Genomic DNA, 24896 nt, shown 5'->3' with positions numbered 1-24896 from the left:
GCCGTACCGCAGGGTTACAACTGTTGCAGATATCGTCGCAAAACCTGCTCGAGCTTGGCTGCGCCCATGGGGGCGATCGCCTTGGTCTGCTCGTGGCTGATATTCTCCTGCGCCATGCCCGCCCCCATATTGGTGATGACGGAGACGGCGGCGACGCGCAGCCCGAGGAAACGCGCAAGGATCACTTCCGGCACGGTCGACATGCCCACCGCATCGGCGCCGAAGATCTTGGCGGCGCGGATTTCGGCGGGGGTCTCGAAGGTCGGGCCGGAAAACCAGCAATAGACGCCTTCGGGCAGTTCGATCCCTTCGGCCCGGGCCGCGGCTTTGAGCCCGGCACGGATTTCAGGGTCGTGCGCCTCGGTCAGCGGCACGAAACGCGCATCCGAAGGCTCGCCGATCAGGGGGTTGTTGCCCGAGAAGTTGATATGATCGTTCAGCATCATCAGCCCGCCGGGCTGGATGTCCTCACGCAGGCTTCCGGCCGCATTGGTCAGCAGCAGGCTCTCGCAGCCAAGCTCCTTGAGGATCTCCAGCGGGAGGCGCATCTCGGCGGGGTTGCCGTGTTCATAATAGTGAACCCGGCCGCCGAAGACCGCGACGCGGACGCCTTCGAGCGTGCCGATCACCAGCTTCGGATTGTGGCCCGAGACGCCCGCATGAGGAAAGCCCGGAAGCTCCGAATAGGGGATCGCCACGCCCTCGACCTCCTCGGCCAGATGGCCGAGGCCGGAGCCGAGGATCAGGCCGAGGCGGGGGGCCTCGTCGCCCGCGCGTTCGCGGATCAGTTGCGCGAGTTCAGCGCTCTTTGACATAGGGCTGCCCCCCTGCACGCGGCGGGATCGCCTTGCCGATGAAGCCGGCGAGGATGATCACGGTGAGGATGTAGGGCACCGCCTGCATGAACTGGATCGGCAGCGTGATGACGCCCAGATCGATGTTCGGATAGCGGTTCGAGATCGCTTCAAGCAGGCCGAAGAGCATCGTCGCGCCAAGCGCCGGAACCGGCCGCCATTTCGCGAAAATCAGAGCCGCGAGAGCGATATAGCCGCGCCCGGCGGTCATTTCCTTCACGAAGCCAGCCGCGAGGCCGGTTGCCAGATAGACGCCGCCCAACCCCGCCAGAACGCCGGTGATGGCGACGGCGGTGTAGCGCATCCGGATGACCGAGATGCCCGCGGTGTCGACCGATTCCGGGTTCTCGCCGACCGCGCGCAGGCGCAGGCCGAAGCGGGTGCGGAACAGCACCCACCAGGTGATCGGCACCATCGCGAAGGCGACATAGACGAGGATCGAGTGGCCCGAGATCAGGTTCGAGTAGATCGGCCCGAAGAAGGGAACATCCTTTATCGCGTCCGCACCGGGCAGCGTGATCGGATCGAAGCGCCCGTTGCCCGAAAGCTGCGGTGTGCGACCGCCCTGCTGGAACCAGCTTTGTGCGATCAGCACGGTAAAGCCCGAGGCAAGGAAGTTTACCGCGACGCCGGAGATCAGCTGATTGCCGCGGAAGGTGATCGAGGCGAGGCCGTGCACGAAGGCGAGGCTCATCGAGCCCGCGACACCCGCCAGAAGACCGAGCCACGCATTGCCCGTCACCGCCGCGACCGCGCCGGAGAAGAAGGCGGCCATCAGCATCTTGCCTTCAAGGCCGATGTCGAAGATGCCTGCGCGTTCCGAGAACAGGCCCGCGAGGCAGGCCAGTAGCAGCGGCGTGCCGAGACGAACGGCGCTATCGAGAATTTCGATGATCGTTCCGAAATCCATCTCAGGCCTCCTTCCGGGCGTTGGCGCGCGCGACGAAGAAGCTCTCGATCGGTGCGCGCAGCATGTTGTCGAAGGCCCCGGTGAACAGGATCACCAGCGCCTGGATCACGGTGATCAGCTCGCGCGGGATCGTGGTTTCCAGCGCCAGCTCGCCGCCGCCTTGGTAGAGAAAGCCGAAGAGAAGTGCTGCAAGGAACACGCCGAACGGGTGGTTGCGGCCCATCAGCGCGACGGCGATCCCGATGAAGCCTGCGCCCTCGACCGAATTCAGCACGAGACGATGCGCTTCGCCCATCACGTTGTTGATCGCCATCAGCCCGGCGAGAGCGCCAGAGATCAGCATCGCGGCCATCACGATCTTCACCGGCGAAATGCCTGCATAGCGCGCCGCGCTTTCCGACCGCCCGAAGGCGCGAATCTCGAAGCCCAGCTTCGTGCGCCAGATCAGCACCCAGACGAGGTAGCAGGCAAGGATCGCCACGAAGAACGACACGTTCGCTGGGACCGATTTCGAGAAGAACTGTCCGACCAACGGGAAGTCATGGAAGGTCGGCAGATGCGTCGCGGGACCGAAGCGCGCGGTGGCCGGGTCCATCGAGCCGCGCGGACGCAGCACGTTGACCAGCATGTAGTTCAGCACCGCCGCGCCGATGAAGTTGAACATGATCGTGGTGATCACGATATGGCTGCCGCGCTTCGCTTGCAGATAGGCTGGGATCGCCGCCCAGGCCGCGCCGAAGATCGCGCCGCCCGCCATCGCCGCGATCAGCGCGATGCTCCAATGTGGCCACGGGAAGGCCAGCAGCACCAGCGCCACGCCAAGCCCGCCCAGCGTCGCCTGACCCTCGCCGCCGATATTGAACTGGCTGGCGTGATAGGCGACCGCGACGGCGAGGCCGGTGAAGATGAAGTTCGTGGCGTAATATAGCGTGTAGCCCCAGCCATAGGGCGAGCCGAGCGCGCCCGAGACCATGACCTTGATCGCCTTGATCGGGTCTTCACCGATCAGCAGCACCACGATCCCCGAGATCACGAAGGCGATCAGCAGGTTGAGGAGCGGAATCAGGGCCACGTCGACCCATTTCGGTGTCTTTTCCATTATTGGCTCTCCTCGGGCGCGGCGATCGTCCAGCCGTCCATGCCGCGCACGTCCTCTCCGCCCATGCCCGCCATCAAACAGCCCATGCCGGTCTGCGTGGCGGTCTCGACGGGGCCGATGCCCATGATCTGCCCGTCGAACATGACCGCGACCCGGTCCGAGAGCGCCCGGATCTCGTCAAGCTCGACCGAGACCAGCAGGATCGCAGCGCCTTGGTCGCGCAGTTCGATGATGCGTTTGTGGATGAATTCGATCGCGCCGATATCGACGCCGCGGGTCGGTTGCCCCACCAGTAGCAGGGCCGGATCTCTTTCGATCTCTCGCGCCAGCACGATTTTCTGCTGGTTGCCGCCCGAGAAGCTTTTTGCGGGCAGGGTCGGGATCGGCGGGCGCACGTCGAAACGCTCCATCGCCTCGGCGGTGTGGGCGACGATCCCCGTATTGTCCATCACGAAGCGGTTCTTCTGATAGGCCGGATCCGAGTGATAGCCGAAGATCATGTTCTCCCAAGCGGCGAAATCGAGGATCAGCCCGAGACTGTGGCGATCTTCGGGAACGTGCGAGATGCCCCGACGCCGCCGCGACTGGCCGTCGCTATGCTTGCCGGTGAGGTCGATCTCTTCGCCGTTGATGCGGATGTTGCCGGTGCCCTTGGCGAAACCGCCGAGGATTTCCAGCAGTTCGGATTGGCCGTTGCCCGCCACACCCGCAATGCCGAGAATCTCGCCCGCGCGGATTTCGAGATTGATGCCCTTGAGGCGTTCGATCCCGTCTTCGTCCTTCACGCGGAGGTTCTCGATCTCCAGTACGGTCTTGCCGGGCTGGGCTGCCGTCTTGTCGACGTTCAGCAGAACCTTGCGGCCCACCATCAGCTCAGCCAGCTGCTCTGGCGAGGTCTCGGCGGTCTTCACGGTCGCCGTCATCTCGCCGCGGCGCATCACAGAAACAGTGTCGGTGATCTCCATGATCTCGCGCAGCTTGTGCGTGATCAGAATGATCGTCTTTCCTTCCTTGCGCAGGAAATCGAGAATGCGGAACAGGTGGTCGGCCTCGGCGGGCGTCAGCACCCCGGTCGGCTCGTCGAGGATCAGGATATCCGCCTGACGATACAGCGCCTTGAGGATTTCCACGCGCTGCTGGTGGCCGACGGAAAGCTCTTCGATCTTCTCGTCGGGATCGACGTTGAGCTCGTATTCCTCGGCGAGGCGCTTGAGTTCCTTGCGGGCCTTCGACAGCGAGGGGCGCAGAAGCGCGCCATCCTCGGCGCCAAGGATGATGTTCTCGAGCACGGTGAAATTCTGCACCAGCTTGAAATGCTGGAAGACCATGCCGATGCCGGCGCTGATCGCAGCCTGGCTGTCGGGGATATGAGTGTGCTTGCCCTTGATCCAGATCTCGCCCGCATCCGCCTTATAGAAGCCGTATAGGATCGACATCAGCGTGGATTTCCCCGCGCCGTTCTCGCCGATGATGCCGTGGATCGTGCCGGGCATGACCCGGATCGAAATGTCCTTGTTGGCCTGCACCGTGCCGAAGGCTTTCGAGATGCCTTTCAGCTCGATCGCGGGCGCGCCCGTGGGCGTTGCGGCAGCATGGGCCGCCTCGGCCGCATCGCTGGCGTTTTCAGTGGCAAGGGCGGCAGTTGCCTGCCGCCCCGCGTTGTTCGACTCTGTTCCGTTCATCACTCGACCGGGCAGCTGTCATCCGACATGTAGTCATGCACTTCGATCTTGCCCGAAGCGATGTCGGCTTTCGCCTGTTCCACCGCTTTTTCCATCTCGGGGGTGACGAGCGACTTGTTGTTGTCGTCCATCGCGACGCCAACGCCGTTATCGGCGAGACCCATCACCTTAATGCCCGGCTTCAGATCGGGACCGGCCGAGAACGCGTCATAGACGGCGTTGTCGACGCGCTTGAGCATCGAGGTCAGAACCTTGCCCGGGTGCAGATAGTTCTGGTTGCTGTCCACGCCGATCGACAGGACGTCGGCGTCGGCAGCCGCTTGCAGAACACCGATGCCGGTGCCGCCGGCAGCGGCGTAGATCACGTCGGCGCCTTGGCTGATCTGGGCCTTGGCGATCTCGCCGCCCTTCACCGGGTCGTTCCAAGCCGCCGGGGTGGTGCCGGTCATGTTCTGGATGACTTTCGCGTCCGGATTGGCCGCTTTCACGCCCTGCACGTAGCCGCAGGCGAATTTGCGGATCAGCGGGATGTCCATGCCGCCGACGAAACCGACGGTACCGGTTTTCGAGGCCATGCCAGCCATCAGGCCGACGAGATACGAGCCTTGCTCTTCCTTGAAGACGATCGACTCGACATTGGGCTGGTCGACGACCATGTCGACAATCGCGAATTTCGTGTCGGGATAGTCGGGGGCGACGGTGTTGAGCGTGTCGCCGAAGGCGAAGCCGGTCATCACGATCGGATTGGCACCCGACTCGGCGAGTTTGCGTAGGGCCTGCTCACGCTGAGCTTCCGACTGCATTTCCAGTTCCTTGTAGGAGCCGCCGGTCTCTTCCGCCCAACGCTTCGCGCCGTTGAAGGCGGCTTCGTTGAAGCTCTTGTCGAACTTGCCGCCCAGATCATAAATGATCGCGGGATCGGCCAGCGCGGCCCCGGCGCTCAGCGCGAGCGCGGTCGCGGCGCCGAGGAACTTGGTGAAATAGGTCATGGATTACTCCCGAGTCGTTATGGCCCTGTTGGAAAAGCCTGTTGGCGCACTCTGTTCGGCGCGCGGACACAGCGATTTGGGCAGAGCTTGCCGAGGGGGTCAAGCGTCAAGTTGCGGATGACGCGAGGTCGCGAGACAAATTTGATTGAACGGTCAGCTTCCCGCTCTAGAGAGTGGCAGCGTAAGAACCAGCGCGTCGATGCGTTCGCCCTCCGGACCGCGGTAATAGCCCTTGCGACGGCCTGATTCCTTCCAGCCGGTCGCTGCGTAAAGCGCGCGTGCAGCATCATTCTCGGCGGAGACTTCTAGGAAAGCGCTCTCGGCCCCCAGCTCTGCGGCTTCTTGCGCGAAACGCTCGACCAACGCGCGTCCCGTGCCGTTGCGGCGCGCTTTCGGGTCGACGGCGAGGGTCAGAAGCTCGGCTTCGCCCGCGATGACGCGTCCCAGCAGGAAGCCTCGGTTCTCGTTCAGCAGAAAGGTGCCGGGACCGCGCATCAGATCCCGGAACTCGGCTTCGTTCCAAGGGCGTGGCGTGGTGAAACAGGCGGCGTGCAGTTCGGCGAGAGCTTCGGCGCGCATCAGTCGAGGATCCTTGGCGGCGGATCGGAGGGCGGGGCGGCATCTGCGGCACGCAGGTAGAGCGGCGCGGGCCGTTCGCCGGCAACCACTTCGCGCTTCGCCGCGATGCGTGCGATCGCTTCGGCCGGCGAAAAAGCCGCAGGCGCGACAGCGGCGCCGATCCGTTGGGCGACCGCTTCGGCTGCGGAGCCGATGCACGTCAGCCCGGGCTCGGTCAGCCCTTCGGGCAGCGCGTCGAGATCGTGCAGATCGAGCGAAACGGGCCGGGCCATGCGGAATCCTTCGAGATAGACACGCTCGCGCGGGGCTGCGACCGCCGCAAGCACCGGGCCCTTACTACCGAATTGTGTGGCCTCGGTGATCGAGACGCCCAGAGCCGGGGCCCTCAGGCTCAGTGAAAGCCCGCGTGCGGCGGATACGGCGATACGGACGCCGGTGAAATTTCCCGGTCCGATCCCGACGCCGATTCGCGTCACGTCGCGCCAGCAAACGCCCGCCTCGGCGAGGAGTTCTTCCAGAAGCGGCACAAGCCGTTCCGCCTGACCACGTCCCATCTCTTCGTGGCGGGAAGCGAGGCAGTCTTCACCCGACAGCAAAGCGGCCGCGCAATGCGCGGCCGATGTGTCGAAGCCTAACGTCAGATCAGGCATTGACCGGACGCACCTCTGAAACCTCGGGGATGTAATGTCTGAGCAGGTTCTCGATCCCCATCTTGAGCGTCAGCGTCGACGACGGGCAGCCTGCGCAGGCGCCCTGCATGTGCAGGTAGACCACGCCTCGCTCGAAGCCGTGGAAGGTGATGTCGCCACCGTCCTGCGCCACGGCCGGGCGCACGCGGGTGTCGAGCAACTCCTTGATCTGCGAGACGATCGCACCGTCCTCGCCGTCATGCTCGGCATGGCCCGAGGGCGCAGCTTCGCCTTCGATCACCGGGGCGCCGGACTGGAAATGCTCCATGATCGCGCCGAGGATCGCCGGTTTCGCATGATCCCAGCTGGTCGTGTCATCCTTCGTCACGGTCACGAAATCCGAACCAAAGAACACTCCGGTCACGCCGGGTACTGCGAAAACGCGCTTGGCCAGCGGCGATTTGGCCGCCGTCTCGGCGGAGGGGAAATCAGCGGTGCCGGTCTCCAGCACGGTCTGGCCGGGCAGGAATTTCAGCGTCGCGGGGTTCGGGGTCGTCTCGGTCTGAATAAACATCGCGTGCCTCCTTGGCTTGCCGCTGATATGCGCCTTCCGACTGAATTAATCAAGTAATCGCGGCTATGCGCTAGATGATGCGCGGCGCGATCTCGGCAGGATCGGCCACCTCCGGGCGCCAAAATGCTTCCGCTTCCGGCCCGATCCGCGCGAGAGCGGCCCCGAAGTCACGATGATTGACATGGCGCCAGAGCGCAAAGGCGGTGGCCTCGATGGCGTTATCGGGGGTCAGGTTGTGATGTGGGCGCAACGCCTGCGCTTCGCGCGTCATCTCGGTCCGGCTGCCGAACGGGCGCGGCGCTGCCATCACATCCCAGTGATACAGGAAAACCGCACGTACCACCGCAGGCAGGCAATCGGCGAAGGCGATGGCCTCGACAGGGCGCAGCCGCGCGCGGAAGGTCACGAAAACCCCCTCGATCGCCGTGTAGGTCATGTTGTCGGAATCGAGGCCCATCCGATCGCGCGCATCTGCGAGGAAAGAGGCGAACTCCTTCTGCGCATGGCGATAGGTCCAGGGCATCGGCATCGGTCAGGTGATCTGTTCGAGCTTTTCCTTCGACATCTCGCCCGGCACGATCGTCAACGGGCAGGGCAGCGTCCCCGCCTGCTTGACCATCTGCGTCACTAGCGGACCCGCGCCGCCCTTGCCTGAGCCCGCGCCGAGTACCAGAACGCCGATCTCGGGATGCTCGTCCATCACGGCGATGATCTCGGGCACCGGCTCGCCTTCGCGGATCACCAGTTCCGGCTCTACGCCCTGCCGGTCGCGCATCCATTTCGCGAAAACCTCGAAATGCGCCTCGATCCGCTCGCGGGCTTCGTCGCGCATGATCTCGGCTACGCCGATCCAATGCTGATACTCGTCGGGTGGAATCACCGAAAGGATGATCACGCCGCCGCCGGTATGGTTCGCGCGCATCGCCGCGAACCGCATCGCGTTGAGGCATTCGCGGGTATCGTCGAGCACAACCAGAAACTTGCGCATGGCTCCTCCGGGACGGGGTGTCTGCGGATCATCGCCCGGCGAGGGGCCTTTGGCAACCGCAGGGGTGTCGAGGCTCAAAGCGGCGAGCCTTGCGCCCAGTCCATATAGGCTTCGCGCGCCCGCTGTGTGCCCTTGCCGGGCGTGTAGCTGACATCGTCGAAGCCCGCGACCGGGGTGACCTTTGCGAAGTTGCCGGTCAGGAAGACCTCGTCGGCATTGCGGAAATCGTCGAGCGTCAGCACCGCTTCATGCACCGTCTCGCCGCCCTCGCGCAGAAGGCCCATGATCCGCTTGCGCGTGAGGCCTGCGAGGAAGGTGCCGTTCGGCATCGGCGTGAAATACTCGCCATCCTTTACCATCCAGACATTCGCGGTCGCGCTTTCGGCGACGTTACCCATGGCGTCCTGCACCAGCGCATTGCCGAAGCCCTTGCGCTGCGCCTCGACCAGCATTCGGGCGTTGTTCGGATAGAGGCAGCCCGCCTTCGCGTCGGTGACGTTGTCGGCAAGAACGGGACGGCGGAACTGCGTCGTGGTCAGCGTCGTCGACTTGCCGGGGTCGGGCATTGCCACCTCTTCGAGGCACAGCGCGAATCCGGTTTCGCCGGGCTTCGGTGCGACGCCCAGATCCGAGCCCGCGATCGCCCAGTACATAGGGCGCACGTAGACAGCAGCACCCTTGTCATATTTCCGTAGCCCCTCGCGCGCGATTTCGACCATCTCCTCGGGTGCGATGGTCGGCGTGATCATCAGCGCCTCGGCGGAGCGGTTGGTGCGTGCGCAATGCAGGTCTAGATCGGGCACGACCCCGTCGAAAAGTCGCGCCCCGTCAAAGACCGAGCTGCCCTGCCAAAGCCCGTGATCGGCGGCGCGCATCACGGCGATATCGCCCTCGTGCCATGCGCCTTCGAACCATGTGCGGATGTTTTTGCCGAATGCCATCGGTGCCTCCTTCGTATCGGGCGCGATCCAACCACTGGCGTCCGGCGAAGTCCATACAGCCGATTGTATCGGTGTCAGGTGCCGTGAGGTCCGGTCACATCTCATGACGGTTTGGCGTTAACCGCATCGCAACTGGAAGAGGCATAGGCTCGCGAAGGTTTCGTTTCTTCGGTGATGATCCACAGCAGGAGAATTGGCATGACCCAGGTCCGGCGCAGGCGCAAACGTCTCTTCGATCTGACGCTGGCGATGCTCGCGCTACCCATGGTGGTGCCGCTGATCGCAATGGTCTGGCTGGTCGTCGCGATGGTGCAGGGGCGACCTTGGTTCCACGGGGGTGAGCGGATGCACAGTCCCACGCGTAGCTTCCGCATGTGGAAGTTTCGCACGATGGCGGCGGATCCCGGCGATTACGGCGTCTCCGGCGGACATAAAGCCGGACGGATTACGCCGCTTGGCCGGCTGTTGCGCCGCTGCCACGCGGATGAATTGCCGCAAATATGGAACGTGCTGCGCGGCGACATGAGCTTCGTCGGACCGCGCCCGCCGCTGCGCGAGGTGGTGGAGCGATTCCCCGCGCTTTACGCACAGGTGCTTACAAGTCCGCCGGGGATCACCGGGCTTGCGAGCGTACAGTTCGCCGCGAAAGAGGCGCGGCTGATGGCATCTTGTCGTTCCGCGGAGGAGGCGCGGCGGATCTATGACCGCGTCTGCGTTCCACAGAAAGCGCGGCTTGATCTGCTGTACCAACGTCGGGCCTCGTGCTGGCTCGATCTCGCGCTGATCTGGCAAACCCTGCGCGGAGCGCGCGCATGAGTTCGGTGCTCACCGACAAGATCGCGACGCGGCTGATCGCATTGTCGCGCCCGCGAAAGGCGGCTGTCATCGCGGCGCTCGATGCGCTTCTGGCGATAGGATGCCTTGCCGCAGCAATGCATTTCGCAACCACGTCGCCGGTATGGAGCCTTGGGCTCCCTTCGCCGATCTTTCTGACGGTGGGGGGTATCGTCGCCGCATCAGTGAGCCTCGGCACCGGTCTTGCCCGCTTGCCCCTGAAGGACTTCGCAAGGGATGGGGCGGGGAAGGCATTGGGTGTCTCCTGCCTTCTGGTATTTGCCCTCTGGATCAGTCCTGGATGGCGAGGTGGCGCGATCGCATTCTTCTTCGGAGGCGCGTTCCTGTCTGGCCTCGTGGCTCAACGCTGGGCTCTTCTGGGGCTGACCGCAGTGCTGTATCGCCGCTCGTACGTCGTCTCGCGCATCGCAATCTACGGCGCGACCCCGGAGGGGCTCGCGCTGGCGCGGGCGTTGCGCGATCGATCCGGTTTCCTGACCTGCGCGTTTCTCGATGACAGCCCGGTTCTGCGCGGTGCGACCTTGGACGGGGTTCCGGTTCTCGGCCACGTGACGCGCGAGGCACTGATCCGCAAGTTCAACGTCGATCGCGTCGTTCTCGCCGACCCGCTCCTGCCCACGCCGCGCAAGGCCGCGCTGGCGCGAGACCTCTCGGCCCTCGGACTGCGCTGCGAGGCATTGCCGGATTTCGCGCTTCTGGTCGGTGGCGCCGATCTCGCCGCGCGGCTGCAGCCGGTGCGCTCCGAACGGTGGCTTGGTCGCTCAGAGATCACGGAAGACGATCCGCCCGACGCGGAGTTCTACCGCGGCAAAACCATGCTCATCTCGGGGGCGGGCGGTTCCATCGGGGCGGAGCTTTGCCACCAGATACTCGCCTGTCGTCCGGCGAAACTGGTCCTTCTCGAGCTATCGGAAACGGCGCTCTTCACAATTCTCTCCGACCTGAGCCCGCTGGCGGAGCGCGCGGGCACCGAACTTGTCACGCGGCTCGGTTCTGCAGCGGATGCGGCGCTGGTGCATGAGATATTCGCGCGCGAAACGATCGACGTCGTATTCCACGCCGCCGCCTACAAACATGTCGTTCTGGTCGAGCAGAATCCCTTCTCGGGATGCGCGAATAACGTCGCCGCCACGGTCTGTCTCGCGCGCGCCGCCCGCGCCGCGAAAGTTGCGCGTTTCGTGCTGATTTCGAGCGACAAGGCGATCGCGCCCCGCTCGGTCATGGGGGCGTCTAAACGAATGGCCGAATTGGTCGTGCAGGATCTTGCGCGCCGTGCGGGCGCGACCGTCTTCTCCATCGTGCGCTTCGGGAATGTGCTCGGCTCATCCGGGTCGGTCGTGCCGATATTCGAGCGACAGATCGCGCAGGGCGGGCCGATCACGCTCACCGATCCCGACGCCACGCGCTACTTCATGACGATCGCCGAGGCCGCGCGGCTTGTGCTGATCGCAGGGCGTTGGGACGGCGCAGGACGGGTCTATGCACTCGACATGGGCGCGCCGATCCGGATCGGCGATCTCGCCCGGCAGATGGTCGAAGCGCGCGGGTTGCGCCTTCGCGGACCGGACTGTCCAGAAGGCGATATCGAGCTTTTGCCTATCGGCCTGCGCCCGGGCGAGAAATTGCATGAAGCTCCGGTGACCGGCGCGCGTAGCCAAGCGACCGCACATCCGAAGATTCGAGATGTCCCCGTCCCCCATCTCTCGAGACGCGAGACCGCCATGTTTCTGCGCTATCTCGACGCTGCCTTGGGGCAGCGTTGCGCGGCGCGGCTGGATGAGATCATCTCGCGTCTGCAACGGTTGGAGGGCGACGACCCTGCTTCGCCTGTCGTTCAGGTGCCCGGAGGGCCTGACGCTGATATTCAAAAAGCGCAGAATTTCGAGATCACGCCTCGCAGGCGAAGCGGAGCAATGGCAAGCCAGGTCACGCGCGCGATGAAGGAAAGTCGGAGCTTCGCCCCGACGGAAAAGCGCAAGACCTCGCTTCCAACTCAGCTGCCGATGCCGCGCGCCCCGGCCGGGGGCCAGACCGTGTCAGCCGAAGGGATCGCTTGGATAGCCGACGGCGCTTAGATAGAGGCCCTGCGGCGGACAGACCGGACCGCATGCGGCGCGGTCGCGGGCGGCGAGCGCTTCGGCGACGCGCTCGGCCGGCCAGGAGCCAGCACCGACCCGCTCCAGCGTGCCGACGATCGAACGGACCTGATTGTGCAGGAAGCTGCGAGCGCGCAAATGAAACCGCACCTCGCGCCCATGCAGAATGTCATGTTCTTCGATCCGGATCTCGTCGAGCGTTTTGACCGGCGATTTCGATTGGCACATGGTCGAACGAAACGTCGTGAAATCATGGTGCCCGATCAGATGCGACGCGCCTTCGCGCATCGCCTCCACGTCCAGCGGGTTCTGCACGCGCCAGACCAGACCGCGGTCATGGGTCGTCGGCGCACGACGTTGCACGAGCCGGAACAGGTAGCGCCGCTCCTGCGCCGAGAACCGGGCGTGGAACTCGTCGTCGACCCGGGCACAGGCGAGTATCGCCACCGGCGCGGGGCGGAGATGATAATTCAGCGCTTCCGAAAGTCGGAACGGGTCCCAGTCCTTCTTCAGATCGGCATGGGCCACCTGCCCGGTCGCATGTACGCCCGCATCGGTGCGTCCCGCCGCGGCGATCGTGTGGGGGCCGGGTTCGAGCTTCGCCAAAGCGTCCTCGATCGCGCCTTGTACCGAAGGCTGATCGGCCTGACGTTGCCACCCGGCAAAGGGGCCCCCGTCATATTCGATTTTCAAGGCGTATCTGGGCATGGATCGCCCATAGCCCGAGTGCGCTGCGTTCCGCAATCCCTTCGCGCGCCCCTTCTTGCAACCTGGGAGTTCGGCGGACGGCACCGCTTTCCAGACCCGCGGCGGGGTTGCCGCCTTGGGACGAAGTTTCCGATTCACTGTATCATTCGGTCGCATTCCTCGCATGTCGGTTGACTCGAGAGCGCCGTAGCCCCTTCCCCAGTTTCTTCGTGCGCCCCGCGCGGAGAGAAGCCGTTGCGGCGAGGCCAGACATCTCAGCACGGTGCGAGGCCGCTTGCCCTTGTCGTGGCCCGGAGCTACCGATTGTCGGTCGGGCAGGGAAGGGCGCGGAAATGAGTTTGACGATCATGGCGGCGGTGCTGGGCGCGGCCTTTCTGCACGCCCTGTGGAACGCGCTGATCCGGCTTGGTGGCTCGAAAATCCGTGCGATGGTGATGCTGTCGATTGCCGAGGCGGTGATCGGCCTGGCGGTCGCCCTGTCGCGACCGCTGCCGGACAGTGCCGCGCTGGGCTGGATCCTCGCCGCGGGCGTCATCCATTTCGGCTACAAGTTCTTCCTCGCCCATGCCTATGAGCAGGGCGACTTGAGCCGGGTCTATCCGATTGCGCGTGGAACCGCGCCGATGATGGTGGCGGTCGTCTCCGCCGCCTTGGCGATCGACGCGATGAGCGGGCTCGAATATGCCGGGATCGCGGTGCTGGGCCTCGGCATCGCCTTGATGGCGCGCGGCGTGTTCACCGATGGCGAGAGTCGCCGTCTGCTGCCCTACGCGATGGGCTCGGCACTCGCGACCGCGACCTACACGCTGGTCGACGGGATGGGCGCGCGCATATCGGGCGAGCCGGTGGGCTACGTCGGGTGGATCATGGTGTTGGGTGGCGTGCTCTTCGCCTCAGGTATGCTGGCGCAGCGCGGCACCGCGATGCTGCGCGCCGTGCCGCGCGAATGGGGAATCGCGACGCTCGGGGCTGCGGCGTCTTACGGGGCTTACGCGATCTCGATCTGGGCGATGACCCGCGCGCCGATCGCGCTGGTCGCGACCCTGCGCGAGACCTCGATCCTGTTCGCGGTGCTGATCGGTTGGCTCGTATTCGGCGAGAAGATGCGGGTTACGAAGGCGCTTGCCGCGCTGCTGATCGTCTCGGGCGTGGTGCTGACGCGGGTCTGAGTGCTTAGAACCGCGGCCGACCGTCGGCGTCGCAGCTTGCGGGCATGGCCTCGTCCGAAGATCGCGCCACGAGGTGCCCGTCCGTGATCTGCAGCGGCGTGAAGGGCGGCTCCTGGATCGCGGGTTGAATCTGGCGCACCACGTAACAGCCCCCGAAGCTCTCGGTCTTTCCGTCACGCGTCCGGGCGGTCACCGTCACCGCGAGAGTCGTGTAGATAGAGCCGGCCGCGCCTTCCGACGTCATGGGGCCGACCGTGACCGAGGCCTCCGCCGTGTCGGCGTAGCCTCTCGCGAAATCCGCATAATCGCCATCCTCTTCCGGATCGGCGTAATAGCCCCAGGCGCGGGCGTATTGATGCAGCGAGATCGCGTTATAGAGCGAGCGGACCAGCGCAGCGGGGGTGGAACGGTCGTCGAGATAGCGCGGCGCGGCGATGGCCGACTGCGCCGAGAACACGACGGCAATGAGCGCGAAAGTGTGACGCATGAGGCCTCCTGAAAACTGTTGCCGCGGACCGCCGGAGCGGCCGTCGCAGGTCAACGCCGTTCAGGGACGATTTGTTGCACGATGCCGACGAGCAGCAGGTAGAACGAGGTCACGACCAGCCCCCAATGCGCCCAGCTCGCCGGGTCGAAATCGACCCATGCGGCCCAGCCCGCGAAGAAGGTCCACAGAAGCGCCACAGGCAGAGAGACAACGCGCCAGCGCTTCGTGCGCACGGGGTGGATGAATTTCAGCGGCAGGAACATCGCGATGGCAAGCGCCACGACCACCACGAGGATCGTCCAATAGCCGGGCTTCAGCGCGAACAGCACCAGCACCAGCATGTTCCACGCGCCCGGAAAACCCTGAAACGAGTTGTCCTTCGTCTTCATCCGGGTGTCGGAGAAATAGACCACGCTGCCATAGGTGATCGCGATGATCGCGAGCCAGCCGGTCCATCCCGGCAGCAGGCTCGACTGGAACAGCGCGAAGGCAGGGATGAAGACATAGGTCAGGTAGTCGATGATCAGGTCCATCAGGACGCCGTCATAGAGCGGAAAATTCGCCTTCACATCGTAGCGCCGCGCGAGCGGACCATCGATCCCGTCGACGAAGAACGCGGTGACGAGCCAAAGGAACATCATCGACCATTGGCCTTCCGCGGCCGCGAGAAGCGCGAGCATCGACAACACCGCACCGGTGGCGGTCAGAAGGTGGACGAAAAGGGCTTTGATGCGGATATCCATTTGTCCGTGATGCCGGATTTGCGACGCAGGGGCAAGCGAACTTCAGGCGCGCGGATGGCTCTTGTCGTAGATTTCCATAAGTCGCGCCGCGTCGACGGCAGTGTAGATCTGGGTGGTGCCGAGGCTCGCATGGCCCAGCAGTTCCTGAATGGCGCGCAGATCGCCGCCAGCGGCCAGCAAATGCGTGGCAAAGCTGTGGCGCATCGCATGCGGCGTCGCGGTCGAAGGCAGGCCAAGCGACATGCGCGCCCGCTCCATCGCCTTGGAAATCATCCGCGGATTGAGCGGCTTTCCGCGTGCGCCGTAGAACAAGGGGGCGTCCGGCTCGGCCGGGTAGGGGCACAGGCGTATGTATTCGGCCACCGCCTCGCGGGCGGCGGGGACGACCGGGACCAGCCGTTCTTTGTCGCCCTTGCCCCGGATGCGCAGCACCTCGGGCAGCGGGTGGGCGTCGGCGCGCAGCGCGAGCGCCTCGGATATCCGCAGCCCGCAGCCATAAAGCAGCGTCAGCACGGCGGCATCGCGCGCGGCGATCCACGGCTCCATCGCTTGCGTGTCGACCTGTTCGATCATCTCGGCGGCGGCGTCTTCGTTCAGCGGTCGCGGCAGCTTGCGTTGATATTTCGGGCTGCGGGTCGAGAGGATATGGCTCGCGTCGAACCCGTCGCGATCGGCGAGCCAGCGGATGAAGCTTTTGACCGAGGACAGAGCGCGGGCGAGCGAGCGCGACGAGACCTCGCGCGACCGCTCATGCGCCATCCATGCCCGCATGTCGGAAGGGCCGAGCTGCGCGATCCGGGCGGTGCCGAGGCTCTCGCCATGATGATTTTGCACAAATCCCAGGAAGCCCGCCACGTCGCGCCGATAGGCGGTGATCGTATGCTCGGACGCGTCGCGTAAACCGCGCAGATGGCTCAGCCACTCGGCGAGCGCGTCTTGCAGCCCTGCGGACGGCTCCGCCATCAATCCAGCCAGCGGCGCATCGTGCGTTCGAATACGCCTGCGAAGAAGGCCAGAAGATCGGTGCCCTGCGAGGGTTTGAACTGATGCGGATCCTCGGCGGCCATGACCAGCATGCCCGGCAGCCGGCCCTCGCCCAGATCGAGCTGCATCAGCGCCTCGGAGCGCACCCAGTTCGCGGCCTCGCCGAAGATCGCCTCGGAGCCGGGAACGGTCTGGCGCAGCACGACCTGTCGAGGCTGTCCGCCGCGCCCGCCGCGCATGTATTCGGTGATGAAGCCGGGTTCGGCGACGCAAAGCACCTCGCCCAGCTGGCGAAGCGCCGGGTCGTCCTCGTTCTGGTGGCTCTCGAGCACCAGACGCACCGCATCGACGCGCAGGATCTCGGCCACTTCGGAAGCCAAATTCGACAGGAAGGACTGAAAGTCATGCGGGTCGAGCATCCGCAGAACCGCGCGGTGAATCTGGTTGGTACCTGCGAGGTTCTCATAGGCGGCGGCGATGACAGACCGGTGGGTGTCTTCCAGCCGGTCGAGCCGCGCCTCCAGCCGGGACATGGCCGCGCCGCGCAGATCGACGATATTGCCGCCCATCGCCGCTTCGTTCGCGGCGATCAGCGCCCGCATCAGGTCGCGGTCCTCGAGAATCACGTCAGGGTCGGAAATGATCTTGTCGCGGAGTTGCTCCACGAGGGCCGGTTCGGTCATGCCTGTCTCGTCGCTCATCGATGCGTCATTTTTTCCGAGCATACACGATGCGCATCGCGACGCAGTCCAAAAATCGGCCCCCGCGACGAAAAAGGCCCGCCGGATAGGCGGGCCTGTGCCGTTTCGGACTCACGCCGGAAGATCAGATCTTCTGGCCGGTCGCTTCCCAATCCTTGAGGAACTGGGCCAGACCCTTGTCGGTCAGCGGATGGTTCGCCATCGACTTGATAACCGCCGGCGGGGCGGTGATCACGTCGGCGCCGATGCGCGCGGCGTCGCTGATGTGGTTCACCGAGCGGATCGAGGCGGCGAGGATCTGGGTCGAGAAATCGTAGTTGTCATAGACCGTGCGGATGTCTTCGATCAGATCCATCCCGTCGAGGTTGATGTCGTCGAGGCGGCCGATGAAGGGCGAGATGAAGGTCGCGCCCGCCTTCGCGGCGAGGATCGCCTGCGCGGTCGAGAAGCACAGCGTGACATTGACCATGTGGCCTTCGGATGCGAAAGCCTTGCAAGCGGTCAGGCCGTCCCAGGTCAGCGGCACCTTGATCGCGATATTGGGGGCGATCTTGGCGAGCTTCATACCTTCTTCGATCATGTCCTTGGCTTCGGTGGCCACGACTTCGGCCGAGACCGGCCCGTGGACCATGTCGCAGATTTCCTTGGTGACTTCGAGAATGTTGCGGCCCGATTTCAGGATCAGCGACGGGTTGGTGGTCACGCCATCGACCATACCCAGATCGTTGAGTTCCTTGATCGCGGCGGTGTCAGCGGTATCGACGAAGAATTTCATGGCAGCTCTCCTTGGCGGCAGTCGCGAGCGTGTTAGCGCAAAAGCGGCGAGGGTGAAAGAGGTCGCAACGCCAGAGGGGCTCAGCCCCGCGGCTTCGCCGCTCCCGGGAATATTTAGTGCAGTTGGAAGGCATGGCGATGTCTGAACCCGGTTGGTTCGAAGAGGGCGCGCGGGTCGCGGTGCTGACAGCGGAGCCGATCGGGCGGCCGCTCGATTACCGCGCGCCGGAGGGCGGCTGCTACAACGGCGCTTTCGTCGAGGTGCCGCTGGGGCCGCGCAAGGTGCTGGGTGTGGTCTGGGGGCCAGGAGAGGGCGGCTTCGACGCGGCCAAGCTGCGCGCGGTGAACCGGGTCTTCGACGTGCCGCCGATGCGCGACGAACTGCGCGTCTTTCTGGAGCGGATGGCGGAGTACACGATGACGCCCCTGCCGCAGGTTTTGCGCCTCGCGACGCGGGCGCCGGGCTTGGGCGATCCGCCGGGGATGCGCAAAATCTACCGCTTGGGCGATCGTGAGCCGTCGCGGATGACCGATGCGCGGGCGCGGGTGCTCGAGGTGCTGGAAGAGCATGGCGGCGCGGGGTTTTACCTGAGCGAGTTGGCGCATCTGGCGGGGGTGACGACGCAGGTGGTGAAAGGGCTGGTGAAGACCGGTGCGCTGATCGAGGCGGAGGTCCCGCGCGATCAGCCCTTCCCGCGGCTCGATCCGGCGCGGCCCGGCAAGGCGCTGTCGGAGGCGCAGGCCGCCGCGGCGGAGGCGTTGCGGGCAGGCTCCGGGGCATATTCGACGACGCTGCTTAAGGGCGTGACCGGATCGGGCAAGACGGAGGTCTATCTCGAGGCCGTCGCGGAATGTCTGCGCAAGGGGCGGCAGGCCTTGGTGCTGTTGCCCGAGATCGCTCTGAGTTCCGAGTTCCTTTCGCGGGTCGAGGCGCGGTTCGGCGCGCGCCCCGGCGAGTGGCATTCCGGCGTCACGCAGAGCGAGCGGCGCAGGCTGTGGAAGGCCTGCGGCGCGGGCGAGGTGCAGCTTGTCGTCGGCGCGCGCTCGGCGCTGTTCCTGCCGTTTCGCGATCTGGGGCTGATCGTCGTCGATGAGGAGCATGACAGCTCCTACAAGCAGGAGGAGGGCGTTCTCTATAATGCGCGCGACATGGCGGTGCTGCGCGCCTCGGGTTGTTCGGCGCAGGTGGTGCTGGCCTCGGCGACGCCTAGTCTCGAGACATGGGCGAACGCGGAGGCGGGGAAGTATCAGCGGCTTGATCTGGGCGCACGGTTCGGCACGGCGGAACTGCCCGAGATGGGCACGATCGACATGCGTGACGAGGCGATCGAGAGCGCGCATTGGATCGGGCCGACGCTGGTGAAGGAGGTGCTGGCGCGGGTGGCCGAGGGGCAGCAGGCGATGCTGTTTCTCAACCGTCGCGGCTATGCGCCGGTCACGATCTGTCGGGCCTGCGGGCATCAGATTGGCTGCGATCATTGCGACGCGCGGATGGTCGAGCACCGTTTCCTGAAGCGCCTCGTCTGCCACCAATGCGGCGAGACGAAGCCGATCCCGGTGAAATGCCCGAGCTGCGAAGTGGAAGGGAAGCTCGCGCCGGTCGGGCCGGGGGTCGAGCGGCTGGCCGAGGAGGTTGCGGAGCGCTTCCCCGACGCGCGCCTGGCGGTGCTGTCTTCTGACCTGTTCGGTTCAGCCCGCGCGCTGAAGGAGAAGATCGCCGAGATCGCACAGGGCGAGGCGGATATCATCATCGGCACCCAGATCGTGGCGAAGGGGCATAACTTCCCACGGCTGACCTTGGTGGGCGTGATCGACGCCGATCTGGGCCTGCAGGGCTCGGACCTGCGCGCGGCGGAGAAGACATTCCAACTGATGCGGCAGGTGGCGGGCCGGGCGGGCCGCGCCGAGGAGAAGGGCGCGGCGCTGTTGCAGACCTATCAGCCCGAGCACCCGGTGATCCGGGCGATTCTGGGCGGCGACGAGGAGGCGTTCTGGGCGCAGGAGGCGGCCGCGCGGCAGGCCCAGGGCGTACCGCCTTACGGGCGGATGGCCGGGATCATCCTGTCGGGGCCGGATCTGCAGCCGCTTTTCGAGATCGGCAATCACCTGGCGCGCAACGACGCCGCGCTGCGCCGGATCGGCGCGCAGGTCTTCGGGCCCGCGCCTGCGCCGATCGCGCGGGTGCGCGGGCGGCATCGGGTGCGGATGCTGGTGAAGGCAGAGAAAAGCGCGCCGCTGCAGGGCGCCCTCAAGGCTTGGCTCAAGGGGCTGAAGCTGCCGACGAATGCGCGGCTCGCAGTCGATATCGATCCGCAGAGCTTCCTTTGAGAGCGCCTAGCGGCTGCCTCTGCCCTTCGCCGGTGGTTTCTGGAAGCTCCGTCACTGACTTCGTTAGCGGTTCGCTCCGGGAACCCATAACACATCATCCTTGCCATCGTCATTCGCGATCCGGGCTGCGACGAAGAACCAGTCGGACAGGCGGTTTAGATATTTCACTGCCCATTCGTTGACGCCTTCGATCGCGGCGAGGGACACGGCTTCGCGCTCGGCACGACGCGCGACGGTGCGCGACATGTGAAGGTGCGCCGCGAGCGCTGTGCCGCCCGGCAGGATGAAGCTGCGCAGCGGCTCGAGCTTCTTGTTCATCGCGTCGATCTCGGTCTCGAGCCGGGTCACCTGGGACTCGACCATGCGCAGGACCGGGTAGCCCGCCTCGTCGTCATGTTCCATGTCCGGGCGCGCCAGATCGGCGCCAAGATCGAAGAGGTCGTTCTGGATCACGGAAAGCTGCTTTTGCAGCGCCTTGTCGGCATGCAGGCGCGCGATACCCACGGTCGCGTTCAGCTCGTCCACCGTGCCATAGGCGGTCACGCGCGCGGAATGTTTGGCAACGCGCACCCCGTTCGAGAGCGCGGTTTCCCCGGCGTCGCCGGTGCGCGTGTAGATGCGATTGAGAACGACCATCAGCCACCCTTTCTGAGATAAACGAACAACAGGATCAGCGCGATCGCGACCGCCTGGGCGGCAATGCGCAACCGCATAAGCTTGTTGGCATGTTTTTTGTTGAAATCGCCCCCGCGTCCGAAGCCCGCGATGCCGATCATCAAGATCACCAGAACCGCCAGACTTGCCACGGCGACGATGTAGAATAACGGGTCGTTGCGCATGTAGTCTCTCTCCCTCTGGGCTCAAGACATAGCTGGAGATCACGAAAATGCGAAAGGATTTTCAGCCCTTGGCCAGCACCCAGTCGAGCATCCGGTCCGGCAGGAAGCGGCGCACGACACTGATCGTCTTCGTGGGCGTGGTGATCTTGTAGCGCGGCTTCGGGTTTGGGGCCTCGAGCGCCTTGAGGATCGCCTTCGTCACCTCGGAGGGCGGCAGTTCGAACGTGTCGGGCTTTCCGCGGCCTTGGTAGAGACGCTTTAGCAAGCTGCCCTCGTATTGCGCGCGGCGGGCGGAGTTCTCCCAATCCACCCATTTCTCGAAAGGCGGGATCGAATTGACCCGGATTTTCGAGGTGATAGGGCCCGGCTGGATCAGCACGATCTTGATGTCCGTATCTGCCATCTCGAGCCGCATCACGTCGGTCAGCCCTTCCAGCGCGAATTTCGTCGAGGCGTAGGCTGCGCGCCATTTCAGACCGACGAAGCCCAGCACCGAGGAGCATTGCAGGATGCGTCCTTCGCCGTTGTCGCCCTGTGCGCGCATCACCTTGATCGCGCGGGTCGTCAGGTCGTGCAGGCCAAACAGGTTGGTCTCGAAAATCTCGCGCAGCGCGCCGGGCGGAATGTCCTCGGCAGCGCCGGGGCAGGCGAAGGCGGCGTTGTTGTAGAGCGCATCAAGCCGGCCATGCCCGCGCGCGAGCGCCTCGTTGAAGCCAGCCTCGATGCTTTCGGGATCGGCCACGTCGAGTTGGAACGAGACCAAGCCCTCGGAGCGAAGACGTTCGCAATCCTCTTCGCGGCGGCAGGTGGCGAAGACTTTCCAGCCCGCGGCCTTCAGCCCGTGGGCCGCGTCGTAGCCGATGCCCGAGGAGCATCCGGTGATCAGAATCGTCTTGGCCATGCGCGCGCCTTCCCTCTGATCCGGCGAGGCAAAGAAAAACCCGCCGGAGATATGCCTCCGGCGGGAATATTTTGACCCGGGTGGAAAAACAAGAATTTAGCGGTGCACCGCCTGTGAAAGCTCAGTTCGCCGGGCGCAGATATTTCTTCGAGACCCAGCCTTCGGTGCCGCCGCCTTCGATCTTCACATGCGCCCAACCGCCGCTCTCGGCCACAACGAGCACTTGATCGCCTTTGCGGACGCTGTCGATCGCGGCATTGCTGGTCGAGGGGCCCGAGCGCACGTTGAGGGCATTGGCCGAGACGCTCCAGAGCGTGCCGCCGTCGACTTCCGGCGCAGCGGTCTTGCGATGTTCCGGCGAGGGTTTGAGCTCAGGGCCCGGCATCCGCGTGTTCGGCGTGATGCGCGTGATCAGCGACGCCTTCTCGACTCTCGGCGTATCGGTCGGCGATGTGGCGGCCGCCTTCGCGACAATTTGAGGCGCTTCGCTGGCCGAAAGTTCTTGACTGTCGGTCGCGGCGCGTGACACCTGTACCGTGTCATTTGACGTAGCCGCAGAGGCCTGTTCGACGTCCCCGGGGACGTCGCGACCGGCGATGGCCATAACGGCGTAAATACCCGCCAAAGTGGTCAGCAACAACTTACCCATGTTCAACCCCCTGATTCCGAATTGGCAGCTGGGGAATCATTGAAATGTTAACACGATTCCGCCTGCTCTACGTCGGTGAAATTCCGCCGACGGGGGAAAAGTTCCTTGGAAATTCTTATTCCTGCTTTTCCCGCTGGACCGGGATCGGGCTCGGCTTTAGTAAATCGGCATGAGCAGTGACGAAGAAAATCCCCTCTCCACCAGTTCCGAACCGCTGAGCCGCGCGATTGGCGAGCGCTATCTGACCTATGCGCTCTCGACGATCATGCACCGGGCGCTGCCCGATGCGCGCGACGGGTTGAAGCCGGTGCATCGGCGCATCCTCTTCGCGATGCGCGAACTGAAGCTGTCGCCCACCGGCGGCTTTCGGAAATCCGCGAAGATCTCGGGTGACGTGATGGGGAACTACCACCCCCATGGCGACGCCGCGATCTACGACGCGATGGCGCGTCTCGCGCAGGATTTCGCGATGCGCTACAAGCTCGTCGACGGGCAGGGCAACTTCGGCAATATCGACGGCGATAACCCGGCAGCCTCGCGTTACACCGAGGCACGTCTGGCCTCACCGTCCGAGTCGCTTCTGGAAGGTCTGGCCGAGAACGCGGTCGATTACCGCCCGAACTACGACGGCACGCTGACCGAGCCGGTCGTGCTGCCCGCCGCCTTTCCGAACCTGCTGGCCAATGGCGCGAGCGGCATCGCGGTCGGCATGGCGACGAACATCCCCCCGCATAACCTCGGCGAGTTGGTCGAGGCGCTCTTGGAGATGATCAAGCGCCCCGCCATCACTGATGACGAGCTGGTCGAGCATATCCCCGGCCCCGACTTCCCGACCGGCGGCGTGCTGGTCGAGCCGCCCGAGAATATCCGCGACGCCTATCGCACCGGGCGCGGTGCGTTCCGTCTGCGGGCGCGCTGGGAGAAAGAGGATCTCGGCCGCGGTCAGTGGCAGATCGTCGTCACCGAGATTCCGTATCAGGTGCAGAAATCGAAGCTGATCGAGCGTCTGGCCGAGGTCATCCAGACCCGCAAAGTGCCCGCGCTGGCCGATGTGCGCGACGAGAGCGCCGACGATATCCGCATCGTGCTGGAGCCGAAATCGCGCACCGTCGAGCCCGAGATGCTGATGGGGATGCTGTTCAAGAACTCCGATCTGGAGGTCCGCTTCTCGCTCAACATGAACGTGCTGATCGACGGGCGGGTGCCGAAGGTCTGCTCGCTCAAGGAGGTGCTGCGCGCCTTCCTCGATCACCGGCGCGAGGTGCTGCTGCGCCGTTCGCAGCATCGGATGGACAAGATCGACGCGCGTCTGGAAGTGCTCGAAGGCTACATTATCGCCTTCCTGAACCTCGACCGGGTGATCGAGATCATTCGCTACGAGGACGAACCCAAAGCGATGCTGATGGCCGAGTTCGAACTGTCGGACGTGCAGGCCGAAGCGATCCTAAACATGCGTCTGCGCAGTCTGCGCAAGCTCGAGGAGATGGAGCTCAAGCGCGAGCGTGATGCACTGATCGAAGAGCGCTCGGGACTGGAAGACCTTCTCGCCTCCGAAAAGCTGCAATGGAAGACGATCGGCGGTGAGCTGAAAGAGATCGACAAGAAATTCGGCCGCAACGCCGAGGGCGGCGCGCGACGCACCGGCTTCGCCGAGGCTGGTGAGGTCGAGGAAGTGCCGATCGAGGCGATGATCGAACGCGAACCGATTACCGTGATCCTGTCGAAGATGGGCTGGATCCGGGCGATGAAGGGCCACAACGCGCTCGACGCCGAGGTGAAGTTCAAGGATGGCGACGGGCCGATGTTCGCCATGCATGCCGAGACCACGGACCGGATCGTCGCGATGGGCTCCAACGGGCGCGCCTATACGGTGCTCGGGGCGAATCTGCCCGGCGGGCGCGGCATGGGGGAGCCACTGCGGCTGATGGTCGACCTGCCCAACGAGGCGGAGGTGACGCATCTGCTGCTGCCGAAGGCGGGCGAGAAATACCTGCTGGCTTCCTCGGATGGCGACGGGTTCGTCTGCCCGGGCGAAGAGCTCGTGGCGCAGACCAAATCGGGCAAGCAGGTTCTGAACATGAAGGGGGCGGCGAAAACCACCGTCTGTTCGAAGATCGATGGCGACACGGTCGCCTGCGTCGGTCAGAACCGCAAGCTGCTGGTATTCCCGCTGGAAGAGCTGCCCGAGATGGCGCGCGGCAAAGGCGTCCGTTTGCAGAAATACAAGGATGGTGGGCTGAGCGACGCGAAGACCTTCACCTTGGCCGATGGTCTGAGCTGGAAGGATCCGGCGGGCCGCACGCGGACCGAGACCGACCTCGCCGAATGGACCGGCAAGCGCGCCTCGGCGGGCCGCATGGCGCCGCGAGGCTTCCCGCGGGACAACAGGTTCACCTGAGGCATTGCCTGAGGGATCG

General features: G+C 64.8%; 26 protein-coding genes. 5 read left to right on the top strand and 21 right to left on the bottom strand.

Going from position 1 to position 24896, the window contains the following annotated elements; genetic code table 11:
- Nucleotides 1–14 precede the first annotated feature (14 nt).
- From DEM26_RS03050 to DEM26_RS03000, 11 genes are all read right to left on the bottom strand, one after another.
- Nucleotides 15–815, bottom strand: a complete 801-nt coding sequence (locus DEM26_RS03050; RefSeq protein ID WP_109171654.1) for a purine-nucleoside phosphorylase — start codon at nucleotides 813–815, stop codon at nucleotides 15–17.
- Entirely contained in the window at nucleotides 799–1764 is a 966-nt protein-coding gene (locus tag DEM26_RS03045) for an ABC transporter permease (RefSeq protein WP_075773786.1), read from the bottom strand. Before DEM26_RS03045 ends, DEM26_RS03050 begins: the two co-directional genes overlap by 17 nt.
- Before the next feature lies 1 nt (nucleotide 1765).
- Nucleotides 1766–2863 (bottom strand): ABC transporter permease, encoded by a 1098-nt coding sequence (locus DEM26_RS03040; protein WP_075773787.1) that lies wholly within the window; start codon nucleotides 2861–2863, stop codon nucleotides 1766–1768.
- Nucleotides 2863–4545, bottom strand: coding sequence for an ABC transporter ATP-binding protein (locus DEM26_RS03035; protein ID WP_077701331.1), 1683 nt, complete (start codon nucleotides 4543–4545; stop codon nucleotides 2863–2865). Before DEM26_RS03035 ends, DEM26_RS03040 begins: the two co-directional genes overlap by 1 nt.
- On the bottom strand, nucleotides 4545–5534 hold the full coding sequence (locus tag DEM26_RS03030; RefSeq protein WP_075773788.1) for a BMP family lipoprotein: 990 nt from the start codon (nucleotides 5532–5534) through the stop codon (nucleotides 4545–4547). The genes DEM26_RS03035 and DEM26_RS03030 overlap by 1 nt, the downstream gene beginning before the upstream one ends.
- Nucleotides 5535–5687: 153 nt before the next feature.
- Complete coding sequence (gene rimI / locus DEM26_RS03025; protein ID WP_088719439.1) at nucleotides 5688–6113, bottom strand: ribosomal protein S18-alanine N-acetyltransferase; 426 nt, start codon at nucleotides 6111–6113, stop codon at nucleotides 5688–5690.
- Nucleotides 6113–6763, bottom strand: a complete 651-nt coding sequence (tsaB, locus tag DEM26_RS03020; protein WP_075773790.1) for a tRNA (adenosine(37)-N6)-threonylcarbamoyltransferase complex dimerization subunit type 1 TsaB — start codon at nucleotides 6761–6763, stop codon at nucleotides 6113–6115. The genes rimI and tsaB overlap by 1 nt, the downstream gene beginning before the upstream one ends.
- The gene (locus DEM26_RS03015) at nucleotides 6756–7316 is read right to left on the bottom strand and encodes a NifU family protein (protein WP_075773791.1); all 561 of its coding nucleotides are present in this window, start codon (nucleotides 7314–7316) and stop codon (nucleotides 6756–6758) included. Before DEM26_RS03015 ends, tsaB begins: the two co-directional genes overlap by 8 nt.
- Before the next feature lie 70 nt (nucleotides 7317–7386).
- A complete protein-coding gene (locus DEM26_RS03010) occupies nucleotides 7387–7845 on the bottom strand; it encodes a DUF2267 domain-containing protein (protein WP_088722214.1) in 459 nt (152 codons plus the stop codon).
- A gap of 3 nt (nucleotides 7846–7848) precedes the next feature.
- Nucleotides 7849–8304, bottom strand: coding sequence for a universal stress protein (locus DEM26_RS03005; protein ID WP_075773793.1), 456 nt, complete (start codon nucleotides 8302–8304; stop codon nucleotides 7849–7851).
- Between the two features lie 74 nt (nucleotides 8305–8378).
- The gene (locus tag DEM26_RS03000) at nucleotides 8379–9245 is read right to left on the bottom strand and encodes a branched-chain amino acid aminotransferase (RefSeq protein ID WP_075773794.1); all 867 of its coding nucleotides are present in this window, start codon (nucleotides 9243–9245) and stop codon (nucleotides 8379–8381) included.
- 198 nt (nucleotides 9246–9443) lie between these two features.
- Between DEM26_RS03000 and DEM26_RS02995 the strand changes: the two genes are divergently transcribed.
- On the top strand, nucleotides 9444–10061 hold the full coding sequence (locus DEM26_RS02995) for a sugar transferase (protein WP_109171653.1): 618 nt from the start codon (nucleotides 9444–9446) through the stop codon (nucleotides 10059–10061).
- Entirely contained in the window at nucleotides 10058–12175 is a 2118-nt protein-coding gene (locus DEM26_RS02990; protein ID WP_109171652.1) for a polysaccharide biosynthesis protein, read from the top strand. The genes DEM26_RS02995 and DEM26_RS02990 overlap by 4 nt, the downstream gene beginning before the upstream one ends.
- On the opposite strand, the gene truA is transcribed toward DEM26_RS02990, so the two are convergent.
- Entirely contained in the window at nucleotides 12137–12904 is a 768-nt protein-coding gene (truA, locus tag DEM26_RS02985) for a tRNA pseudouridine(38-40) synthase TruA (RefSeq protein ID WP_109171651.1), read from the bottom strand. The genes DEM26_RS02990 and truA overlap by 39 nt on opposite strands.
- Nucleotides 12905–13236: 332 nt before the next feature.
- Between truA and DEM26_RS02980 the strand changes: the two genes are divergently transcribed.
- Nucleotides 13237–14073, top strand: coding sequence for a DMT family transporter (locus DEM26_RS02980; protein ID WP_075773798.1), 837 nt, complete (start codon nucleotides 13237–13239; stop codon nucleotides 14071–14073).
- 4 nt (nucleotides 14074–14077) lie between these two features.
- Here DEM26_RS02980 and DEM26_RS02975 read toward each other — a convergent pair whose 3' ends face one another.
- From DEM26_RS02975 to fsa, 5 genes are all read right to left on the bottom strand, one after another.
- Nucleotides 14078–14560, bottom strand: coding sequence for a hypothetical protein (locus tag DEM26_RS02975; protein ID WP_109171650.1), 483 nt, complete (start codon nucleotides 14558–14560; stop codon nucleotides 14078–14080).
- A 50-nt stretch (nucleotides 14561–14610) separates the two neighbouring features.
- Nucleotides 14611–15303 carry a CDP-alcohol phosphatidyltransferase family protein gene (locus DEM26_RS02970; protein WP_088719445.1) on the bottom strand — a complete coding sequence of 231 codons (693 nt, stop codon included), beginning with the start codon at nucleotides 15301–15303 and terminating at the stop codon, nucleotides 14611–14613.
- Nucleotides 15304–15345: 42 nt separating this feature from the next.
- Nucleotides 15346–16266 carry a tyrosine recombinase XerC gene (locus tag DEM26_RS02965; RefSeq protein WP_109171649.1) on the bottom strand — a complete coding sequence of 307 codons (921 nt, stop codon included), beginning with the start codon at nucleotides 16264–16266 and terminating at the stop codon, nucleotides 15346–15348.
- Complete coding sequence (locus tag DEM26_RS02960; protein WP_075774302.1) at nucleotides 16266–16970, bottom strand: DUF484 family protein; 705 nt, start codon at nucleotides 16968–16970, stop codon at nucleotides 16266–16268. Before DEM26_RS02960 ends, DEM26_RS02965 begins: the two co-directional genes overlap by 1 nt.
- 142 nt (nucleotides 16971–17112) lie before the next feature.
- Complete coding sequence (gene fsa, locus DEM26_RS02955) at nucleotides 17113–17763, bottom strand: fructose-6-phosphate aldolase (RefSeq protein ID WP_088719447.1); 651 nt, start codon at nucleotides 17761–17763, stop codon at nucleotides 17113–17115.
- A gap of 137 nt (nucleotides 17764–17900) precedes the next feature.
- On the opposite strand from fsa, the gene DEM26_RS02950 reads away from it, so the two are divergent.
- On the top strand, nucleotides 17901–20090 hold the full coding sequence (locus tag DEM26_RS02950; protein WP_088722618.1) for a primosomal protein N': 2190 nt from the start codon (nucleotides 17901–17903) through the stop codon (nucleotides 20088–20090).
- Nucleotides 20091–20153: 63 nt separating this feature from the next.
- Here the strand turns inward: DEM26_RS02950 and DEM26_RS02945 are convergent, their stop codons facing one another.
- The 4 genes from DEM26_RS02945 to DEM26_RS02930 all read right to left on the bottom strand — a co-directional run bounded on the left by DEM26_RS02945 (nucleotide 20154) and on the right by DEM26_RS02930 (nucleotide 22479).
- The gene (locus tag DEM26_RS02945; protein ID WP_088719448.1) at nucleotides 20154–20726 is read right to left on the bottom strand and encodes a cob(I)yrinic acid a,c-diamide adenosyltransferase; all 573 of its coding nucleotides are present in this window, start codon (nucleotides 20724–20726) and stop codon (nucleotides 20154–20156) included.
- A complete protein-coding gene (locus DEM26_RS02940; protein ID WP_075773805.1) occupies nucleotides 20726–20929 on the bottom strand; it encodes a twin transmembrane helix small protein in 204 nt (67 codons plus the stop codon). The genes DEM26_RS02945 and DEM26_RS02940 overlap by 1 nt, the downstream gene beginning before the upstream one ends.
- A 61-nt stretch (nucleotides 20930–20990) precedes the next feature.
- On the bottom strand, nucleotides 20991–21830 hold the full coding sequence (locus DEM26_RS02935; protein ID WP_088722223.1) for an SDR family NAD(P)-dependent oxidoreductase: 840 nt from the start codon (nucleotides 21828–21830) through the stop codon (nucleotides 20991–20993).
- Nucleotides 21831–21951: 121 nt separating this feature from the next.
- Nucleotides 21952–22479 carry an SH3 domain-containing protein gene (locus tag DEM26_RS02930; RefSeq protein ID WP_109171648.1) on the bottom strand — a complete coding sequence of 176 codons (528 nt, stop codon included), beginning with the start codon at nucleotides 22477–22479 and terminating at the stop codon, nucleotides 21952–21954.
- Nucleotides 22480–22648: 169 nt separating this feature from the next.
- On the opposite strand from DEM26_RS02930, the gene parC reads away from it, so the two are divergent.
- Entirely contained in the window at nucleotides 22649–24877 is a 2229-nt protein-coding gene (gene parC, locus DEM26_RS02925; protein ID WP_075773808.1) for a DNA topoisomerase IV subunit A, read from the top strand.
- Nucleotides 24878–24896 lie beyond the last annotated feature (19 nt).

This window comes from Thioclava sp. NG1, from assembly GCF_003122275.1.
GTDB classification, from domain to species: domain Bacteria; phylum Pseudomonadota; class Alphaproteobacteria; order Rhodobacterales; family Rhodobacteraceae; genus Thioclava; species Thioclava nitratireducens.
Note: the sequence above shows the minus strand (reverse complement) of the source record. Positions and strands in the feature narration are given on the sequence as shown.

Coding starts and splice junctions, on each gene's coding strand:
- DEM26_RS02940 (WP_075773805.1), bottom strand. CDS start 20,929: ATGCGCAACGACCCGTTATTCTACATCGTCGCCGTGGCAAGTCTGGCG.
- DEM26_RS02945 (WP_088719448.1), bottom strand. CDS start 20,726: ATGGTCGTTCTCAATCGCATCTACACGCGCACCGGCGACGCCGGGGAA.
- rimI (WP_088719439.1), bottom strand. CDS start 6,113: ATGCGCGCCGAAGCTCTCGCCGAACTGCACGCCGCCTGTTTCACCACG.
- DEM26_RS03015 (WP_075773791.1), bottom strand. CDS start 7,316: ATGTTTATTCAGACCGAGACGACCCCGAACCCCGCGACGCTGAAATTC.
- DEM26_RS02990 (WP_109171652.1), top strand. CDS start 10,058: ATGAGTTCGGTGCTCACCGACAAGATCGCGACGCGGCTGATCGCATTG.
- DEM26_RS02935 (WP_088722223.1), bottom strand. CDS start 21,830: ATGGCCAAGACGATTCTGATCACCGGATGCTCCTCGGGCATCGGCTAC.
- fsa (WP_088719447.1), bottom strand. CDS start 17,763: ATGAAATTCTTCGTCGATACCGCTGACACCGCCGCGATCAAGGAACTC.
- DEM26_RS03050 (WP_109171654.1), bottom strand. CDS start 815: ATGTCAAAGAGCGCTGAACTCGCGCAACTGATCCGCGAACGCGCGGGC.
- parC (WP_075773808.1), top strand. CDS start 22,649: ATGAGCAGTGACGAAGAAAATCCCCTCTCCACCAGTTCCGAACCGCTG.
- DEM26_RS02965 (WP_109171649.1), bottom strand. CDS start 16,266: ATGGCGGAGCCGTCCGCAGGGCTGCAAGACGCGCTCGCCGAGTGGCTG.
- DEM26_RS02970 (WP_088719445.1), bottom strand. CDS start 15,303: ATGGATATCCGCATCAAAGCCCTTTTCGTCCACCTTCTGACCGCCACC.
- DEM26_RS02930 (WP_109171648.1), bottom strand. CDS start 22,479: ATGGGTAAGTTGTTGCTGACCACTTTGGCGGGTATTTACGCCGTTATG.
- tsaB (WP_075773790.1), bottom strand. CDS start 6,763: ATGCCTGATCTGACGTTAGGCTTCGACACATCGGCCGCGCATTGCGCG.
- DEM26_RS03005 (WP_075773793.1), bottom strand. CDS start 8,304: ATGCGCAAGTTTCTGGTTGTGCTCGACGATACCCGCGAATGCCTCAAC.
- DEM26_RS03030 (WP_075773788.1), bottom strand. CDS start 5,534: ATGACCTATTTCACCAAGTTCCTCGGCGCCGCGACCGCGCTCGCGCTG.
- DEM26_RS03010 (WP_088722214.1), bottom strand. CDS start 7,845: ATGCCGATGCCCTGGACCTATCGCCATGCGCAGAAGGAGTTCGCCTCT.
- truA (WP_109171651.1), bottom strand. CDS start 12,904: ATGCCCAGATACGCCTTGAAAATCGAATATGACGGGGGCCCCTTTGCC.
- DEM26_RS03035 (WP_077701331.1), bottom strand. CDS start 4,545: ATGAACGGAACAGAGTCGAACAACGCGGGGCGGCAGGCAACTGCCGCC.
- DEM26_RS02950 (WP_088722618.1), top strand. CDS start 17,901: ATGTCTGAACCCGGTTGGTTCGAAGAGGGCGCGCGGGTCGCGGTGCTG.
- DEM26_RS02995 (WP_109171653.1), top strand. CDS start 9,444: ATGACCCAGGTCCGGCGCAGGCGCAAACGTCTCTTCGATCTGACGCTG.
- DEM26_RS02980 (WP_075773798.1), top strand. CDS start 13,237: ATGAGTTTGACGATCATGGCGGCGGTGCTGGGCGCGGCCTTTCTGCAC.
- DEM26_RS03000 (WP_075773794.1), bottom strand. CDS start 9,245: ATGGCATTCGGCAAAAACATCCGCACATGGTTCGAAGGCGCATGGCAC.
- DEM26_RS03045 (WP_075773786.1), bottom strand. CDS start 1,764: ATGGATTTCGGAACGATCATCGAAATTCTCGATAGCGCCGTTCGTCTC.
- DEM26_RS02975 (WP_109171650.1), bottom strand. CDS start 14,560: ATGCGTCACACTTTCGCGCTCATTGCCGTCGTGTTCTCGGCGCAGTCG.
- DEM26_RS03040 (WP_075773787.1), bottom strand. CDS start 2,863: ATGGAAAAGACACCGAAATGGGTCGACGTGGCCCTGATTCCGCTCCTC.
- DEM26_RS02960 (WP_075774302.1), bottom strand. CDS start 16,970: ATGACCGAACCGGCCCTCGTGGAGCAACTCCGCGACAAGATCATTTCC.